Source organism: Escherichia sp. MOD1-EC5433 (assembly GCF_002966005.1).
In the GTDB taxonomy this organism is placed as follows: Bacteria; Pseudomonadota; Gammaproteobacteria; order Enterobacterales; family Enterobacteriaceae; genus Escherichia; species Escherichia ruysiae.
The window spans coordinates 354,208-370,297 of sequence record NZ_PTRL01000004.1; the positions used below are offsets into that span (position 1 = coordinate 354,208).

At 48.7% G+C, this 16,090-nt stretch carries 19 protein-coding genes; 7 read left to right on the plus strand and 12 right to left on the minus strand.

Translation table 11 applies throughout. The features are described 5' to 3' along the window. Positions 1-3 precede the first annotated feature (3 nt). Positions 4-1,560, minus strand: a complete 1,557-nt coding sequence (yoaE, locus tag C3D30_RS11000; protein ID WP_000394977.1) for a CNNM family cation transport protein YoaE — start codon at positions 1,558-1,560, stop codon at positions 4-6. Next, positions 1,548-1,706, minus strand: coding sequence for a protein YoaL (locus C3D30_RS20735; protein ID WP_272941839.1), 159 nt, complete (start codon positions 1,704-1,706; stop codon positions 1,548-1,550). Before C3D30_RS20735 ends, yoaE begins: the two co-directional genes overlap by 13 nt. A gap of 316 nt (positions 1,707-2,022) precedes the next feature. Here C3D30_RS20735 and manX point away from each other — a divergent pair, with 316 nt between their 5' ends. The 5 genes from manX (at position 2,023) to mntP (ending at position 6,218) form a co-directional block, all read left to right on the plus strand. After that, entirely contained in the window at positions 2,023-2,994 is a 972-nt protein-coding gene (gene manX, locus C3D30_RS11015) for a PTS mannose transporter subunit IIAB (RefSeq protein WP_000150535.1), read from the plus strand. 62 nt (positions 2,995-3,056) lie between these two features. After that, entirely contained in the window at positions 3,057-3,857 is an 801-nt protein-coding gene (manY, locus tag C3D30_RS11020; protein WP_000406930.1) for a PTS mannose transporter subunit IIC, read from the plus strand. 12 nt (positions 3,858-3,869) lie between these two features. Further along, positions 3,870-4,721, plus strand: a complete 852-nt coding sequence (gene manZ / locus C3D30_RS11025; protein WP_001516270.1) for a PTS mannose transporter subunit IID — start codon at positions 3,870-3,872, stop codon at positions 4,719-4,721. Positions 4,722-4,776: 55 nt separating this feature from the next. Continuing rightward, on the plus strand, positions 4,777-5,235 hold the full coding sequence (locus C3D30_RS11030; RefSeq protein WP_105286881.1) for a DUF986 family protein: 459 nt from the start codon (positions 4,777-4,779) through the stop codon (positions 5,233-5,235). Between the two features lie 416 nt (positions 5,236-5,651). Then, positions 5,652-6,218, plus strand: coding sequence for a manganese efflux pump MntP (gene mntP, locus C3D30_RS11040; protein WP_001353153.1), 567 nt, complete (start codon positions 5,652-5,654; stop codon positions 6,216-6,218). Here the strand turns inward: mntP and rlmA are convergent. The 5 genes from rlmA to mgrB form a co-directional block, all read right to left on the minus strand. Further along, positions 6,215-7,024 (minus strand): 23S rRNA (guanine(745)-N(1))-methyltransferase, encoded by an 810-nt coding sequence (gene rlmA, locus C3D30_RS11045; RefSeq protein WP_105286883.1) that lies wholly within the window; start codon positions 7,022-7,024, stop codon positions 6,215-6,217. The two genes, mntP and rlmA, sit on opposite strands and share 4 nt — an antisense overlap. Before the next feature lie 165 nt (positions 7,025-7,189). Then, a complete protein-coding gene (cspE, locus tag C3D30_RS11050) occupies positions 7,190-7,399 on the minus strand; it encodes a transcription antiterminator/RNA stability regulator CspE (RefSeq protein ID WP_001062678.1) in 210 nt (69 codons plus the stop codon). Positions 7,400-7,438: 39 nt separating this feature from the next. Next, positions 7,439-7,555: a DUF2627 domain-containing protein gene (locus tag C3D30_RS11055; RefSeq protein ID WP_032141266.1), complete on the minus strand. Its 117-nt coding sequence runs from the start codon at positions 7,553-7,555 to the stop codon at positions 7,439-7,441. A 666-nt stretch (positions 7,556-8,221) separates the two neighbouring features. Then, positions 8,222-8,509, minus strand: coding sequence for a YebO family protein (locus C3D30_RS11065; protein ID WP_001006854.1), 288 nt, complete (start codon positions 8,507-8,509; stop codon positions 8,222-8,224). Between the two features lie 74 nt (positions 8,510-8,583). Continuing rightward, positions 8,584-8,727 carry a PhoP/PhoQ regulatory lipoprotein MgrB gene (gene mgrB, locus C3D30_RS11070; protein ID WP_000714530.1) on the minus strand — a complete coding sequence of 48 codons (144 nt, stop codon included), beginning with the start codon at positions 8,725-8,727 and terminating at the stop codon, positions 8,584-8,586. A gap of 157 nt (positions 8,728-8,884) precedes the next feature. Between mgrB and C3D30_RS11075 the strand changes: the two genes are divergently transcribed. Beyond that, complete coding sequence (locus C3D30_RS11075) at positions 8,885-9,124, plus strand: YobH family protein (RefSeq protein WP_001211004.1); 240 nt, start codon at positions 8,885-8,887, stop codon at positions 9,122-9,124. A gap of 141 nt (positions 9,125-9,265) precedes the next feature. On the opposite strand, the gene kdgR is transcribed toward C3D30_RS11075, so the two are convergent. After that, a complete protein-coding gene (gene kdgR / locus C3D30_RS11080) occupies positions 9,266-10,057 on the minus strand; it encodes a DNA-binding transcriptional regulator KdgR (protein ID WP_105286884.1) in 792 nt (263 codons plus the stop codon). A gap of 176 nt (positions 10,058-10,233) precedes the next feature. Between kdgR and C3D30_RS11085 the strand changes: the two genes are divergently transcribed. Then, positions 10,234-11,607, plus strand: a complete 1,374-nt coding sequence (locus C3D30_RS11085) for an MFS transporter (protein WP_105286885.1) — start codon at positions 10,234-10,236, stop codon at positions 11,605-11,607. Between the two features lie 45 nt (positions 11,608-11,652). Here the strand turns inward: C3D30_RS11085 and htpX are convergent, their stop codons facing one another. From htpX to msrC, 4 genes are all read right to left on the minus strand, one after another. Beyond that, entirely contained in the window at positions 11,653-12,534 is an 882-nt protein-coding gene (gene htpX / locus C3D30_RS11090) for a protease HtpX (RefSeq protein WP_000984500.1), read from the minus strand. Positions 12,535-12,725: 191 nt separating this feature from the next. After that, positions 12,726-14,774, minus strand: a complete 2,049-nt coding sequence (prc, locus tag C3D30_RS11095) for a carboxy terminal-processing peptidase (RefSeq protein ID WP_001055792.1) — start codon at positions 14,772-14,774, stop codon at positions 12,726-12,728. 19 nt (positions 14,775-14,793) lie between these two features. Continuing rightward, positions 14,794-15,492, minus strand: a complete 699-nt coding sequence (gene proQ, locus C3D30_RS11100; RefSeq protein WP_105286886.1) for an RNA chaperone ProQ — start codon at positions 15,490-15,492, stop codon at positions 14,794-14,796. 96 nt (positions 15,493-15,588) lie between these two features. After that, complete coding sequence (gene msrC, locus C3D30_RS11105; protein WP_001373833.1) at positions 15,589-16,086, minus strand: free L-methionine (R)-S-oxide reductase MsrC; 498 nt, start codon at positions 16,084-16,086, stop codon at positions 15,589-15,591. Positions 16,087-16,090 lie beyond the last annotated feature (4 nt).

A 16,090-nucleotide genomic window follows, 5' to 3' on the forward strand; every position in this document is an offset into this window, starting at 1 on the left:
TGATTATTCGTCTTCGTCGTGCGCCAGTTGCTCTTTAACAATGCGAACCAGATCAACACGATAATCGTTAGCTTCAACAATGGTGATATGCAACGGCCCTACGTTAATCACATCGCCAGCACGCGGGATGTGACCATTTGCAGAAATCACCAGGCCTGCGACCGTCGCGATATCATCGTCATCGGCAAGGTGCTCAACATCAAGCGCCTGCTGTAAGGCGTGGAGGTCTGTACCACCTTTTACCAGCCAACCGTCGCCGTCGGTAATAATTTCCGGCGTTTCATCAGCGTCCGGGAACTCACCGGCAATGGCTTCCAGCACATCCAGAGGCGTAACCAGACCTTGCACCACACCAAACTCGTTGGTAACGATAACAAAACTACCGCGAGCACGACGCAGCACGCCCAACAGGTTGATCGGATCGAGGGTTTCCGGAACGATAATCGCCGGAGACGCCGAAGCAATCGCCGCTACATCAACGCCCTCTTCCAGTGCCACCAGCAATTCTTTCGCACGCACGATGCCGATGATTTCATCCAGTTCACCGCGACATACCGGGAACAGGCTATGTGGCGAAGAAAGCAACTGCTCACGGATTTCATCGACACTAAGGTTAGCGTCAACCCAGCTGATTTCGCCGCGCGGCGTCATAATTCCGCGCAGAGAGCGCGACGCCAGTGTCAGTACACCGTTAATCATGTATCGCTCTTCTTCGGCAAACGCACCTTCCGGCACGGGGATCGGCATCGGGTTATCCGCATCATGCTGAACATTCGCCTGACGTTTACCGCCCATCAAACGCAGGATGGCATCGGCAGTACGTGCACGCAGCGGTAAAGTCGACTGGTGACGAATAAAGTTACGGCGCGCAATTTGATTAAATACTTCGATAATGATCGAGAAGCCAATCGCGGCATACAGGTAACCTTTCGGAATGTGGAAACCAAAACCTTCTGCTACCAGACTCAGACCAATCATTAACAGGAAGCTCAGACAGAGCACCACTACCGTTGGATGCTGGTTAACGAATCGCGTCAGCGGCTTCGACGCCAGCAACATGACCGCCATTGCAATCACCACCGCCGCCATCATCACCGGCAGATGGTTGACCATCCCTACTGCAGTAATCACCGCATCCAGCGAAAAGACGGCATCGAGGATGACAATCTGTGTTACGACCACCCAGAAACTGGCATAGCCTTTGCCATGACCAGAATCATGATCGCGGTTTTCCAGCCGTTCATGCAGCTCCGTTGTCGCTTTAAACAGCAAGAATATCCCCCCGAACAACATAATCAGATCGCGGCCGGAGAAGGAAAAATCCATCACGGTAAATAGCGGTTTGGTCAGGGTGACCATCCATGAAATCAGCGATAACAGTCCCAGACGCATGATCAGCGCCAGCGACAGCCCCAACAAACGTGCTTTATCACGTTGTTTTGGCGGCAGTTTATCGGCAAGAATGGCGATAAAAACCAGGTTATCGATACCCAACACGATTTCAAGAACGACAAGCGTGAGTAGCCCCGCCCAAATCGAGGGGTCCATTAAGAATTCCATGACAAGCTCCTGCTTAAGGAATAGCTATTCGGCGCCAGAAATAATGCAGGCGTAACGACAAAATGCAAACAAAAGGTGCGGCAAAAAATGCCAGAAAGGCAGGCGCTGAAAGGCCTGATGCTGAAATGACGTCGGTGACGATCCATACTGCGGGCTGCTGCCCCATACTCCTTGATTGTTAAACGGGAGTTAAACATATCAGAGAGAACTCTGATTTGGCAAAGATTTACCTTCCTTTGCAAACGAATGTAACGAGGATATTTTACCTTTCGGAATTTTGCTAATCCAAAGTTAAATTACGGATCTTCATCACATAAAATATTTTTTTCGCTATCTAAAATAAATCGCGAAACGCAGGGGTTTTTGGTTGTAACCCTTATCTGAATCGATTCGATTGTGGACGACGATTCAAAAAATACATCTGGCACGTTGAGGTGTTAACAATAATAAAGGAGGTAGCAAGTGACCATTGCTATTGTTATAGGCACACATGGTTGGGCTGCAGAGCAGTTGCTTAAAACGGCAGAGATGCTGTTAGGCGAGCAGGAAAACGTCGGCTGGATCGATTTCGTTCCAGGTGAAAATGCCGAGACGCTGATCGAAAAGTACAACGCTCAGTTGGCAAAACTCGACACCACTAAAGGCGTGCTGTTTCTCGTTGATACATGGGGCGGCAGCCCGTTCAATGCTGCCAGCCGTATTGTCGTCGACAAAGAGCATTATGAAGTGATCGCAGGCGTTAACATTCCAATGCTGGTGGAGACGTTAATGGCCCGTGATGATGACCCAGGCTTTGATGAACTGGTGGCGCTGGCTGTAGAAACAGGCCGTGAAGGCGTGAAAGCACTGAAAGCCAAACCGGTTGAAAAATCCGCACCAGCGCCCGCTGCCGCAGCACCAAAAGCGGCTCCCGCTCCTGCAAAACCAATGGGACCAAATGACTACATGGTTATTGGCCTTGCGCGTATCGACGATCGTCTGATTCACGGTCAGGTCGCTACCCGCTGGACTAAAGAAACCAATGTCTCCCGTATTATCGTTGTTAGTGATGAAGTGGCTGCGGATACCGTTCGTAAGACACTGCTCACCCAGGTTGCACCTCCGGGCGTAACAGCACACGTGGTTGATGTTGCCAAGATGATCCGCGTCTACAACAACCCGAAATATGCTGGCGAACGTGTAATGCTGTTATTCACCAATCCGACAGATGTTGAGCGCCTCGTGGAAGGCGGCGTGAAAATTACCTCTGTTAACGTTGGCGGTATGGCATTCCGTCAGGGTAAAACCCAGGTGAATAACGCGGTTTCGGTTGATGAAAAAGATATCGAAGCGTTCAAAAAACTGAATGCCCGTGGTATCGAGCTGGAAGTCCGTAAGGTTTCCACCGATCCGAAACTGAAAATGATGGATCTGATCAGCAAAATCGATAAGTAACGTATTGTGTTGATTATCACTCAGTTTTCACACTTAAGTCTTACGTAAACAGGAGAAGTACAATGGAGATTACCACTCTTCAAATTGTGCTGGTATTTATCGTAGCCTGTATCGCAGGTATGGGATCAATCCTCGATGAATTTCAGTTTCACCGTCCGCTAATCGCCTGTACCCTGGTGGGTATTGTTCTTGGCGATATGAAAACCGGTATTATTATCGGTGGTACTCTGGAAATGATCGCGCTTGGCTGGATGAACATCGGTGCCGCAGTTGCGCCTGATGCCGCTCTGGCTTCCATCATTTCTACCATTCTGGTTATCGCCGGTCATCAGAGCATCGGTGCTGGTATCGCGCTGGCAATCCCGCTGGCCGCTGCGGGCCAGGTGCTGACCATCATCGTTCGTACCATCACCGTTGCTTTCCAGCACGCTGCGGATAAGGCGGCTGATAATGGCAACCTGACGGCAATTTCCTGGATCCACGTTTCTTCTCTGTTCCTGCAAGCGATGCGTGTGGCTATCCCAGCCGTGATTGTTGCGCTGTCTGTAGGCACCAGTGAAGTTCAGAACATGCTGAACGCCATTCCGGAAGTGGTGACTAATGGTCTGAATATCGCCGGTGGCATGATCGTGGTGGTTGGTTATGCAATGGTTATCAACATGATGCGTGCAGGCTACCTGATGCCGTTCTTCTACCTCGGCTTCGTAACCGCCGCATTCACCAACTTTAACCTGGTTGCTCTGGGTGTGATTGGTACTGTTATGGCAGTGCTCTACATCCAACTTAGCCCGAAATATAACCGCGTAGCCGGTGCGCCTGTTCAGGCTGCTGGTAACAACGATCTCGATAACGAACTGGACTAACAGGTGAGCGAAATGGTTGATACAACTAAAACTACCACCGAGAAAAAACTCACTCCGAGTGATATTCGTGGCGTCTTCCTGCGTTCTAACCTCTTCCAGGGTTCATGGAACTTCGAACGTATGCAGGCACTGGGTTTCTGCTTCTCTATGGTTCCGGCGATTCGTCGCCTCTACCCTGAGAACAACGATGCCCGTAAACAGGCGATTAAACGTCACCTCGAATTCTTTAACACCCAACCGTTTGTGGCGGCGCCAATCCTCGGCGTAACCCTGGCGCTGGAAGAACAGCGTGCTAACGGCGCAGAGATCGACGACGGTGCTATCAACGGTATCAAAGTAGGTCTGATGGGGCCGCTGGCAGGCGTGGGCGACCCAATATTCTGGGGTACGGTACGTCCGGTATTCGCGGCGCTGGGTGCCGGGATCGCGATGAGCGGCAGCCTGTTAGGTCCGCTGCTGTTCTTTATCCTGTTTAACCTGGTACGTCTGGCAACCCGTTACTACGGCGTAGCGTATGGTTACTCCAAAGGTATCGATATCGTTAAAGATATGGGTGGCGGCTTCCTGCAAAAACTGACGGAAGGGGCGTCTATTCTCGGCCTGTTTGTCATGGGGGCATTGGTTAACAAGTGGACACATGTCAACATCCCGCTGGTTGTCTCTCGCATCACCGACCAGACGGGTAAAGAGCACGTTACCACTGTTCAGACCATTCTTGACCAGTTAATGCCAGGCCTGGTGCCGCTGTTGCTGACCTTCGCCTGTATGTGGCTGCTGCGCAAAAAAGTTAACCCTCTGTGGATCATCGTTGGCTTCTTCGTCATCGGTATCGCTGGTTACGCTTGCGGCCTGCTGGGACTGTAATACTGTTGTACACTACCGGGGCCTATTGGCCCCGTTTTTTTTATCTGGAGGATTAATGACAATCACGGATCTGGTACTGATTCTGTTCATCGCCGCACTACTTGCCTTTGCGATATACGATCAGTTCATCATGCCCCGACGCAACGGCCCCACCCTGCTGGCAATTCCTTTGCTCCGGCGCGGTCGCATCGATAGCGTTATCTTCGTCGGGCTGATTGTCATTCTTATCTATAACAATGTGACCAACCATGGCGCACAAATAACCACTTGGTTATTAAGTACACTGGCGCTAATGGGCTTTTATATTTTCTGGATCCGGGTTCCGAAAATCATTTTTAAACAGCAAGGTTTTTTCTTCGCCAATGTCTGGATTGAATATCGCCGAATTAGAGCGATGAACTTATCGGAAGATGGCGTACTGGTTATGCAATTAGAACAGCGCCGTTTGTTAATCCGCGTTCGAAATATCGACGATCTGGAAAAGATTTATAAACTTCTCGTGTCTACTCAATAAGTTATAGATTTAGCCGAAGCTATGTTTAGTGTATTCTTAATAACCAGACATAGCTTCGGCTATATTATCCATTCCCTTATTTGTTATTTATTTTAACGTTTTATTGATATATAAATCTAAATGAAAATCGTTATCAATAATGCAATGAAATAATATATTCCAACAGTTGTTTTATATTCTCAAAATATGTTAAGGTTGCGCCCTCATTTGGGGAGTAGCCGATTTCCAGACTCCGGAAATGTACGTGTCAACATACTCGTTGCAAAACGTGGCACGTACGGACTGAACACCTTCAGTCAGGCGAGACCATATGCACATCAATCGCTATGCCTGCATGGGCGCTTCTTGTCGTTCATGTGTGCATGTTTGCTGGGGGCGGTGATGTGTTTTATGGATACCCCGGTCAGGACGTTGTCATGAATATCACTGCTACTGTTCTTCTTGCGTTTGGTATGTCGATGGATGCATTTGCTGCATCAATCGGTAAAGGTGCCACCCTCCATAAACCGAAATTTTCTGAAGCGTTGCGAACCGGCCTTATTTTTGGTGCTGTCGAAACCCTGACGCCGCTGATCGGCTGGGGAATGGGCATGTTAGCCAGCAGGTTTGTCCTTGAATGGAACCACTGGATTGCGTTTGTTCTGCTGATATTCCTCGGCGGGCGAATGATTATTGAGGGTTTTCGTGGCGCAGATGATGAAGATGAAGAGCCGCGCCGTCGACACGGTTTCTGGCTACTGGTAACCACCGCGATTGCCACCAGCCTGGATGCCATGGCTGTGGGTGTTGGTCTTGCTTTCCTGCAAGTTAATATTATTGCTACTGCTCTGGCGATTGGCTGCGCCACCTTGATCATGTCAACATTAGGTATGATGGTGGGTCGCTTTATCGGTTCAATTATTGGGAAAAAAGCGGAAATTCTTGGCGGGCTGGTGCTTATTGGCATTGGCGTCCAGATCCTCTGGACGCACTACCACGGCTAATTTGTTCGTTGCCAGACGTGAATATTAAAGTCCGTCTGGCAATCAAATTCTTCTTTTGCCGCCAGCGTTTGCCAGACTTCTGGCTTGGCGCGCCAGGCAAACGGAGTCATCTGTAACAACGCAATGGCCTCATCTCCGCGCAGGCGCATCGGATAACACAATTCATCGCTCTGCTGTAATGTAAAACCTTCCAGTTGTTCCGTATGGGGCGCATGTAGATGTACTTCGTCGTAAATCAGCCCCTTCAGCTCCATTAAATGTCGTGGTCCCGGGGTAGCGGTAATGACCCATCCTCCCGGTTTGACCACGCGCGCTAATTCTTCTGCTTTGCACGGCGCGTAGATACGGATAATGGCATCCATACTGCTATCAGAAAACGGCAGACGGTGGCTGGAAGCGACACAAAAGGTAACCTGCTGATAACGTTTCGCCGCAGCTTTAATCGCAACCTTAGAGACATCCAGACCAAAAGTAGTCACACCCGGCAATGCCTCAGCAAAAGCATGAGTGTAATACCCTTCCCCACAGCCAATATCCAGTATTGCCGTTGCGTGCTCATCAAGACAAGCACACAATTGAGCGACTATCGCATCACGAAGCGGCTGATAATGGCCGGCATCTAAAAATGTGCGCCGCGCTTGCATCATTTCCGCACTGTCGCCCGGATCGCGGGATCGTTTATGCTGAACGGGCAGCAAATTAACATATCCCTCTTTCGCCATATCAAATTGATGCCGTTGGGGACAGATATAGCTGTTTTTTTCAAGCGATAGCGGCTGATGACAAAGTGGACAGGAAAACGACATGACAACTCCGGCAGGATACTAAAGGCCGCAAGTGTAACGCGAATTGCGCGTCGGGCAAATATCCGCAGGCAAGAGCGTGAATAAAACAAAGTAAAAAGCCTCGCATTTGGACGAGGCTTTATAGCGAGATTGAAGCGCGTTTACACTTCAGATCAGTGGTTTCGATCAGATTGCTGTTACGTTAACAGCTGCCGGACCTTTCTGGCCGTCCTGAATTTCGAACTCAACGTTCTGGCCTTCGGCCAGAGTTTTGAAGCCATTACCCTGAATAGCGGAAAAGTGTACGAATACATCTTTGCTGCCATCAGCCGGAGTAATGAAGCCAAAACCTTTAGACTCGTTGAACCACTTAACCTGACCTTTAATCTTTGCCATTTGAAAAATTCCTTAGATTGTTTTCTTCGCCCGCAGGCATTACAGAGATAAAACTGACACATTACTGCATGAGGCACTAATATAAGGCTCGGCAGAGAAGCGGTATTCAACGACAACGTGTTTACTCAGGACTTCTTTACTGAAAATGCCACACATAAACAGAACTGTACCTCGTTTAACCCGAAACTGTTATCACATACAACGTTAATTATGGCAAGCCATTTTTAAACATGTCTCGATCAGCCGCACAAATCTCGATACGCCTTCCACTTTTTTGCACATTTATGCAACGGAATACGTGCCGATATATCGATGCACTTAACCATACCATTACAAACAGATACTTGACCTGATGCAGTTTCTAACATAGTTCAATAACTTCAGTTCTTCCAGAGCAGCACTACAACTTATTACGCAATGCGAGCGATATCACTTTTTATGATATATAACGAATAAAATATTATATAAATTCACCTCACAAAACAGTCAGTTAACAACAAACACGAACACAATGAAGAAACTATACTTAAGGCATATTATTATTTTAAAATAAGAAAAATTGATGAATTACTAAAAAGTGAGAAGAGAAACGTTTCGCTAATAAACAATACCGTGATTGATCACTATTCCGATGTAAACATCCCAATGACTTAGTGAGGTAAATATCTTTTTCTGATATCGATATTATGAAATAAATAACACGATAAATAATTGAAGTCAGACCAGAGTATTAATTTGAATCAATTGCACCACTATAGTGCATATATGAATGATAAGATGAGTAACCCGTCTGCACCTGGGTTACTCAAATTTGAGGAAGAATTACCGTTCAGCTACCAGACGGATGATATCGTCATCTTCAGCAGCTTTTTGGTTCTCAGCAGCACTGGCATTCGTTTTTTCAGGTTCGCTTGCTTCGCACAAACGACGTAACAGCGCATTTTGCCGTTTTTGCTGATCCAGCAATGCCTCAAGAAGTTCAATCTGTTCGTTAGTCCGTGAACTGGCACGGTTGATGAAAAACCACAAGATGAGCCCAATAGCGAGAACAACCACCGATACAACCAAAGACGCAATGTTCATCACGCCTGAATTTACAACTTCGTTCATTTCACCACCTCTAAGTAGAGGCGCCATTCTACCACTGCTACACAGGAAGGAAATCTACTGTTGAAAAAATGATATCACCATGGGATAAATTGATTGATGGTACAAATTCCGTTGAAAAATTGTACATCCTGATCGCACATCATATTGAATACCTGCGCCCATAGCAGCAAGCAAGCCAGCACAGCGACAACCAGAACGCCCCATCGAAACTTTTTCACTCCAGTCTCCGTTTAAACTACCTTATGTCATTAAACTATCATGCGTTAGTTAAACAGCGCCTAACTATGTCGATATTCGTGCTTTTTCGGAACTATACGCTTGCTTCAGCCCATATTACCGCTACGATTAGGCGAACAAAAAAGAGAAGAGGTCATAATGCGATTCATTATTCGCACAATTATGTTGATAGCACTGGTATGGACAGGATTATTACTAAGCGGATATGGCGTTCTGATTGGAAGCAAGGAAAATGCCGCAGGGTTAGGTTTGCAATGTTCCTATCTGACCGCCAGAGGCACCAGCACGGTACAATATCTGCACACTAAAAGTGGGCTTTTCGGGATAACAGATTGCCCGCTGTTACGTAAAAGCAATAACGTTGTAGATAATGGTTAAAGGCATAAATAACTACTTAAACCGAAGATAAAAAGCACATTCATCGCCATAGCGTACTATGTTACGCCATTTGTAACTTTATTTAACTCACGCGAAATACAGAACCTGTCTGAATATTATACAGACAGGTTCTTCCTCTAATCAGAACGGATAGTCGTGATACCCCATTTGAGAGGAAATTTTACGCGCCGCCGTATGCAGCATAGTCACGTACTCCTGCAAACGCTCCTCAGAAAAACGCAGGGTCGGGAAGGAAATACTCAAACCAGCAATAACCACGCCAAAGCGGTCAAATACCGGAACTGCGATACAGCGCAGCCCCTCTTCCTGCTCTTCGTTATCTTCGCCATAACCTTGCTCACGCACCTGATCCAACACCGGTAATAACGCTTCCGTGCTGGTAATGGTACGATCGGTACTGCGTTTATACTCAACGCCTTCAAGGATTTGCTTCACTTCATCACGATCGCGCCAGGCCAGCAAGACTTTACCAATCGCAGTACTGTAAAGCGGATTACGACGACCAACCCGTGAATACATGCGCAAATTGTACATAGAGTCAATTTTGTGGATGTAAACAATGCTGTCTTCATCCAGCGCACCAAGGTGGATGGTCTCTTTGGTCAGGCGGGAAAGATCACGCATCTGGATATCTGCGCTACGAATAAGATCAACATTTTGTAACGCCCGGGCGCCCAGTTCAAACAATTTTAGCGTCAGCGAATATTTCTCCGACTCCCCTTCCTGCGCCACATAGCCCAGGGTTTTCATGGTCTGTAAAAAGCGATAAACGGTGCTTTTTGACATCATGACGCGCTGTGACAGCTCGGTTATCCCTATTTCGCGCTCTTCGCCCAGCGCCTGCAGAATGCCAAAAACTTTCAGTACAGAAGATACAGAATCAGGCTGTTTATCCAGATCTGCGTTAGCCATTTATCACCTCATTGCGAGTGTTTTATAAAAATCAGAACTGTTTTTTATTATAATTTCGTGCCTGGGTGGTCGCAATCCATCTTTTGCCGGTTAGTTACAATTCTGCGACATCCGCAGTGAATATCAGTGCTAGAATCATAACCCTGTTGATTATTACCAAAAGATATAAAATTCCTATGCCAAAAGTTCAGGCCGATGGTCTGCCGTTGCCTCAGCGATACGGCGCGATTTTGACCATTATTATTGGTATTTCGATGGCGGTCCTCGACGGCGCTATCGCCAACGTCGTCTTACCAACAATCGCCACAGACCTTCATGCCACGCCAGCCAGCTCCATCTGGGTAGTGAACGCCTATCAAATCGCCATTGTCGTCTCTTTGCTCTCATTCTCGTTTCTGGGAGATATGTTTGGCTACCGACGCATTTACAAATGCGGTCTGGTGGTTTTTCTGTTGTCTTCGCTGTTCTGCGCCCTTTCTGATTCGCTGCAAATGCTCACCCTGGCGCGCGTAATACAAGGTTTCGGCGGCGCAGCACTGATGAGCGTCAATACTGCACTTATCCGCCTGATCTACCCGCAGCGTTTTCTGGGTAGGGGGATGGGAATTAACTCGTTTATTGTCGCCGTCTCCTCGGCTGCCGGTCCGACAATTGCAGCGGCAATTCTTTCCTTTGCTTCCTGGAAATGGTTATTTTTAATCAACGTGCCGTTGGGTATTATCGCTCTGCTTCTGGCGATGCGTTTTCTGCCACCTAATGGTTCTCGCTCCAGTAAGCCGCGTTTTGACCTGCCCAGCGCCGTGATGAACGCGTTAACCTTCGGCCTGCTTATTACTGCGTTGAGTGGTTTCGCTCAGGGGCAATCGCTGACGTTGATTGCTGCGGAACTGGCGGTAATGGTTGTCGTGGGTATTTTCTTTATTCGCCGCCAGCTCGCTCTTCCCGTACCGCTGCTACCGGTGGATTTACTGCGCATTCCGCTGTTTTCACTTTCTATTTGCACATCTATTTGCTCTTTCTGCGCACAGATGTTGGCAATGGTTTCCCTGCCCTTTTACCTGCAAACCGTGCTTGGGCGCAGTGAAGTAGAAACGGGTTTACTCCTGACGCCGTGGCCGTTAGCTACCATGGTGATGGCACCGCTGGCAGGCTATCTGATAGAACGCGTACATGCAGGGTTACTTGGTGCTTTGGGATTGTTCATTATGGCTGCGGGTCTGTTTTCACTGGTTCTGCTGCCCGCTTCTCCTGCGGATATCAACATTATCTGGCCAATGGTCTTATGCGGCGCCGGATTTGGCTTATTCCAGTCACCCAATAACCACACCATCATCACCTCCGCTCCTCGAGAACGTAGCGGTGGTGCCAGTGGCATGTTAGGTACAGCTCGTCTGCTTGGTCAGAGTAGCGGCGCGGCTCTGGTGGCTCTGATGTTAAATCAGTTTGGCGATAATGGTACGCACGTCTCGCTGATGACTGCGGCTATTCTGGCCGTGATTGCTGCTTGCGTCAGTGGGTTACGGATTACCCAACCACGATCTCAGCCATAAAAAAAGCGCGTCGACCAGGACGCGCTTTTTAGCATTTACTTCATATTACTTCAGATATTCACCCGTGCGCAGAGCTTCAATACGTTTATCCAGCGGCGGGTGAGTCATGAACAGCTCACTCAGCGATTTCGATTTACCATTAATGCAGAAAGCCATCATGCTGGTTGCTTCTTGCGGCTCATAGCTGGTTTTCAGGCGCTGCAGCGCGGCAATCATTTTTTCACGCCCAACCAGTTTGGCAGACCCCGCATCGGCGTGGAATTCACGATGACGCGAGAACCACATGGTAATAATGCTCGCCAGAATACCAAATACCAGCTCCAGCACCGTCGCGACAGCAAAGTAGATCAGAGGGTTGCCGTTGCTCTCTTCACCTTCGTCACGGTTACCGCCCATAAAGCCAGCAGCCAGTTGCGCGAGAATACGAGAAATAAAGATAACGAAGGTGTTCACCACGCCCTGAATCAGCGTCATCGTGACCATATCACCATTGGCAATGTGGCTGATTTCGTGAGCGATTACTGCCTCGGCTTCATCCGGGCTCATGTTTTGCAACAAACCGGTGCTGACAGCAACCAGAGAAGCATCACGGCGCGCACCGGTTGCAAAGGCGTTGATATCCGGCGCATGGTAGATAGCCACTTGCGGCATAGCAATCCCAGCCTGACGTGCCTGGGTTGCAACAGTATTGATCAGCCAACGTTCCCTTTCGTTACGCGGTTGCTCGATCACTTCCCCGCCAACAGATCGTAATGCCATCCATTTGGACATCAGAAGCGAAACGAAGGAACCACCAAAACCGAACAGCAAGGCCATAATCATCAGCCCCTGAACGCTGCTCGACTGTATCCCTGTCAGGCTCAGTACCAGCCCGAAAACGACCATCACGGCCAGGTTCGTTAGCAGGAAGAGCGCGATTCGCATCATAATTTTCTTTTTACCTCAGTTTAACAAAACGCAATATGCGATACCCACATCGTATGGGCTACGTGACTATTTTCAAGTCCGGATAGCGCGTAAGTCACCAGAAAGACACAACTTTACATTTTGTAGCATCTGATTTACGGCATCTTGCCACTGTTAAAAAATCAGGCACAATTTCTTGTGCCTGATTGATGTTACTTGACGGGAGCGGGCTGTTCCGCAGGTCTGGCTTTTTCCAGACGCGCTAAATCAAGCGCGATGTTTACTGTTTCATCCAGATACGGATCTGGCTCCTTGTAATCTTTTGGCAGATCGTCCAGTTTCTTCAACTCCGGTTTTCCTTCGCGTTTAAAGCGATCGTTCAACCGCGCCAGACGCGTCGCATCGTCTTCGTTATTCTCTTTTTCACGCACAGCGTAATTCAGAGAAACGATGTTGCGTTTGTCCTTCATGGCGTTGAAGCGAGCGATATCCTTCATGATGTTCTGGAACTCAGGATCCTTCGCAATACGCGCATTATGTTCCTTCAGCAACTCCGGTTCAAACGCCGTTAAGTCTCCTGATTTCACATAGGTTGCAGCATCAATGCTATCCCACGGCAGCGCGTTATCTTCGAATTTCTCACCGGTTTCCGTCTCTTCATTGCCCGTAGGCATGATGATATCTGGCGTTACGCCTTTACGTTGCGTACTGCCGCCGTTAACGCGATAGAATTTCTGGATTGTGTACTGTACTGAACCCAGCGCCGGCCATTCAGGACGTAACATCTGATCGTAGATGCGGTTCAGAGAACGATACTGCTGGACTGTGCCTTTACCGAATGTCGGCTCACCCACAACCAGCGCACGACCGTAATCCTGCATGGCAGCAGCAAAGATTTCCGAAGCCGAAGCACTGAAACGGTCAACCAGCACCACCAACGGGCCTTTATAGAAAACCTGACCGTCGTTATCGCTATCTTCGCGAACCTTGCCGTTGTTATCACGAACCTGCACAATCGGACCGGAAGGAATAAACAGCCCTGAGAGCGATACAGCTTCAGTCAGCGCCCCACCACCGTTACTACGCAGGTCGATAATGACACTGCTGACATTTTGTTTTTCCAGTTTCTGCAGTTGAACTTTGACATCGTCCGTCAAGCCAACATAGAAGCCCGGAATATCCAGTACACCGACTTTTTCTTTGCCGACAGTCTTCACAGACATTTTAACTGCACGGTCTTCCAGACGAATGCGCTCACGCGTCAGCGTTACTGTCCGGGTCTTGGTTCCTTTACCCGCAGGTAAAATTTCCAGACGAACCTTACTGCCTTTCGGCCCTTTGATTAAGGCAACGACATCATCAAGACGCCAGCCAATCACATCAACCATCGGTTTACCGGTTTGTCCGACACCGACAATTTTGTCACCAACGCTGATAGCTTTACTCTTCGCTGCCGGCCCACCCGCCACCATTGAATTGATAACGGTGTAGTCATCATCCATTTGCAGCACTGCGCCAATACCTTCCAGCGACAAACTCATTTCAGTATTGAACTGTTCGGTATTGCGCGGAGAAAGGTAGTTGGTATGCGGATCAATTTCGCGTGCAAACGCCGTCATTGCCAGCGAGAAAACATCTTCGCTGTTGGTTTGCGCCAGACGACGAATAGCAAATTTGTAGCGGCGAGTCAGGGTTTCACGAATTTCTTTATCCGTCTTTCCCGTTAGCTTCAGACTTAACTCGTCGAATTTGACTTTGCTGTCCCACAGCGCGTTCAACTCGGCCTCGTTTTTCGGCCAGGGCGCTTTGCTGCGGTCAAGGTTATAAGTGTCGTTGCCGGTGAAATCCATCGGCTTTTCCAGTACAGACAACGCATACTGGTAACGTTCAAAACGGCGTTTTTGCGCCAGATTGTAGAGATCGTAGAAAACGTCGAGTTTGCCTGAACGCAGTTCATCGCCCAACTCGGTTTTCTTTTTCGCGAACTGTTCAACATCGCTTGCCAACAGCACATTGTGGCTGTAATCAAGCAAATTCAGGTAGCGGTCAAAGATTTTGGCCGAGAACGCCTGATCGAGATCGAACTGACGGTAATGGGAACGGGTGAAGCGCGACGTTACGCGCTCACTCACAGTCGCATGCTGCGTCTCTTCCTTTAATACCGGAATTTGATCAGCACGCGTAATATCTTCTACAGCGAAGGTCTGGCCTGCTATTGCAAGCAGGCCAGCTAACGCGGTAAGCCTAAAAAACATGTTCATGCCTGGCCCGGCCTCCGTTTCAGAACACCAGGTGTTCTGCGCGCACAATCAAAGACATACCCGAATTCAGTTGGACGCGGACGCCGTCTTTGGTGATTTCTAATACGGTGGCATCCACCGCGTTTTGACCAGCTTTCACCTTCAGGGCTTGTCCGACAGTCAGAGCTGAAATGTCAGAAACCGGGGTATGCTGTTCTTCGCGAGGTGCTTTTACTGTTTTTGGCGCTTTCTCAGCCGGTTTTTGCGCGCGAGGTTTGCGCTCGGCGCCTTCTTTACGGCGTTGCGCGGCAGGACGTGGTTTACGTTCGCGGCGTGGTGCATCTTCTTTCTCACCAGAAGCTGCGGCAGCTTCGCGTTTTTTCGCTTGCTGTTCAGCACGCTGAGCCTGAACGCGTGCTTTCGCTTCTTCAAGCTGTTTGCGAGCATGTTCTACATGCTGCTCGTCCAGCTCACCGCATGGGTTGCCGTCAAGATCGACACGCGTTGCGCCGGGTTTAACACCGTAAAGGTAACGCCAGCTCGAAGTGTAGAGACGTAAAGCAGATCGCAGTTGCGTTTTGCTCAGGTTCATTTCCCCGGCAACACGATCGACCAAATCCTGAAAAATACCGATTTTCAGCGGACGCGCTTCACCTTCCGCACTGAAACAGTGGGGAAAACGTTCGGCCAGAAACGCGATTACTTCTTTACTGCTATTCAACTTAGGTTGATTTTCCATGAAATTTCCTGATTACAACGGACGTAGCCAACAAGCGCAGGCATGAACAGGCGTCATTATAATGACGCCATCAGTAAATGCTACGTTATCCGTTGATTATCCTGCGACGCTCGCAAAGAATTTTTTGTAATCCGTCGTTGCAAGCACCTTTTCAAGCTGTGCCACAAGCTGACGTAAGCCTTGCTCGTCCTCGTCTGTAAAGCGACCGAAGACGGTACTGTCGATGTCGAGAACACCAATAATCTGATTATTCACCACCAGCGGCAGGACAATTTCAGAATTACTCGCCGCATCACAAGCAATATGCCCGTCAAAAGCGTGAACATCCTCGATTCGTTGTACTTGATTGCGGGCAACCGCAGTGCCACACACGCCGCGCCCGACGGGGATCCGTACACAGGCAATTTTGCCCTGAAATGGTCCGAGCACCAGCGTATCGTCCTCAAGTAAATAAAAACCGGCCCAGTTTACGTCTGTCAGACGTTCGTATAACAACGCGCTGGTGTTTGCCAGCGTTGCCAGAAAACTGGTTTCTCCCGCCATCAGCGCATTAAAGTCGCGGTTTAAGTCCGCGTAAAATTCTGTTTTGTTCATTATA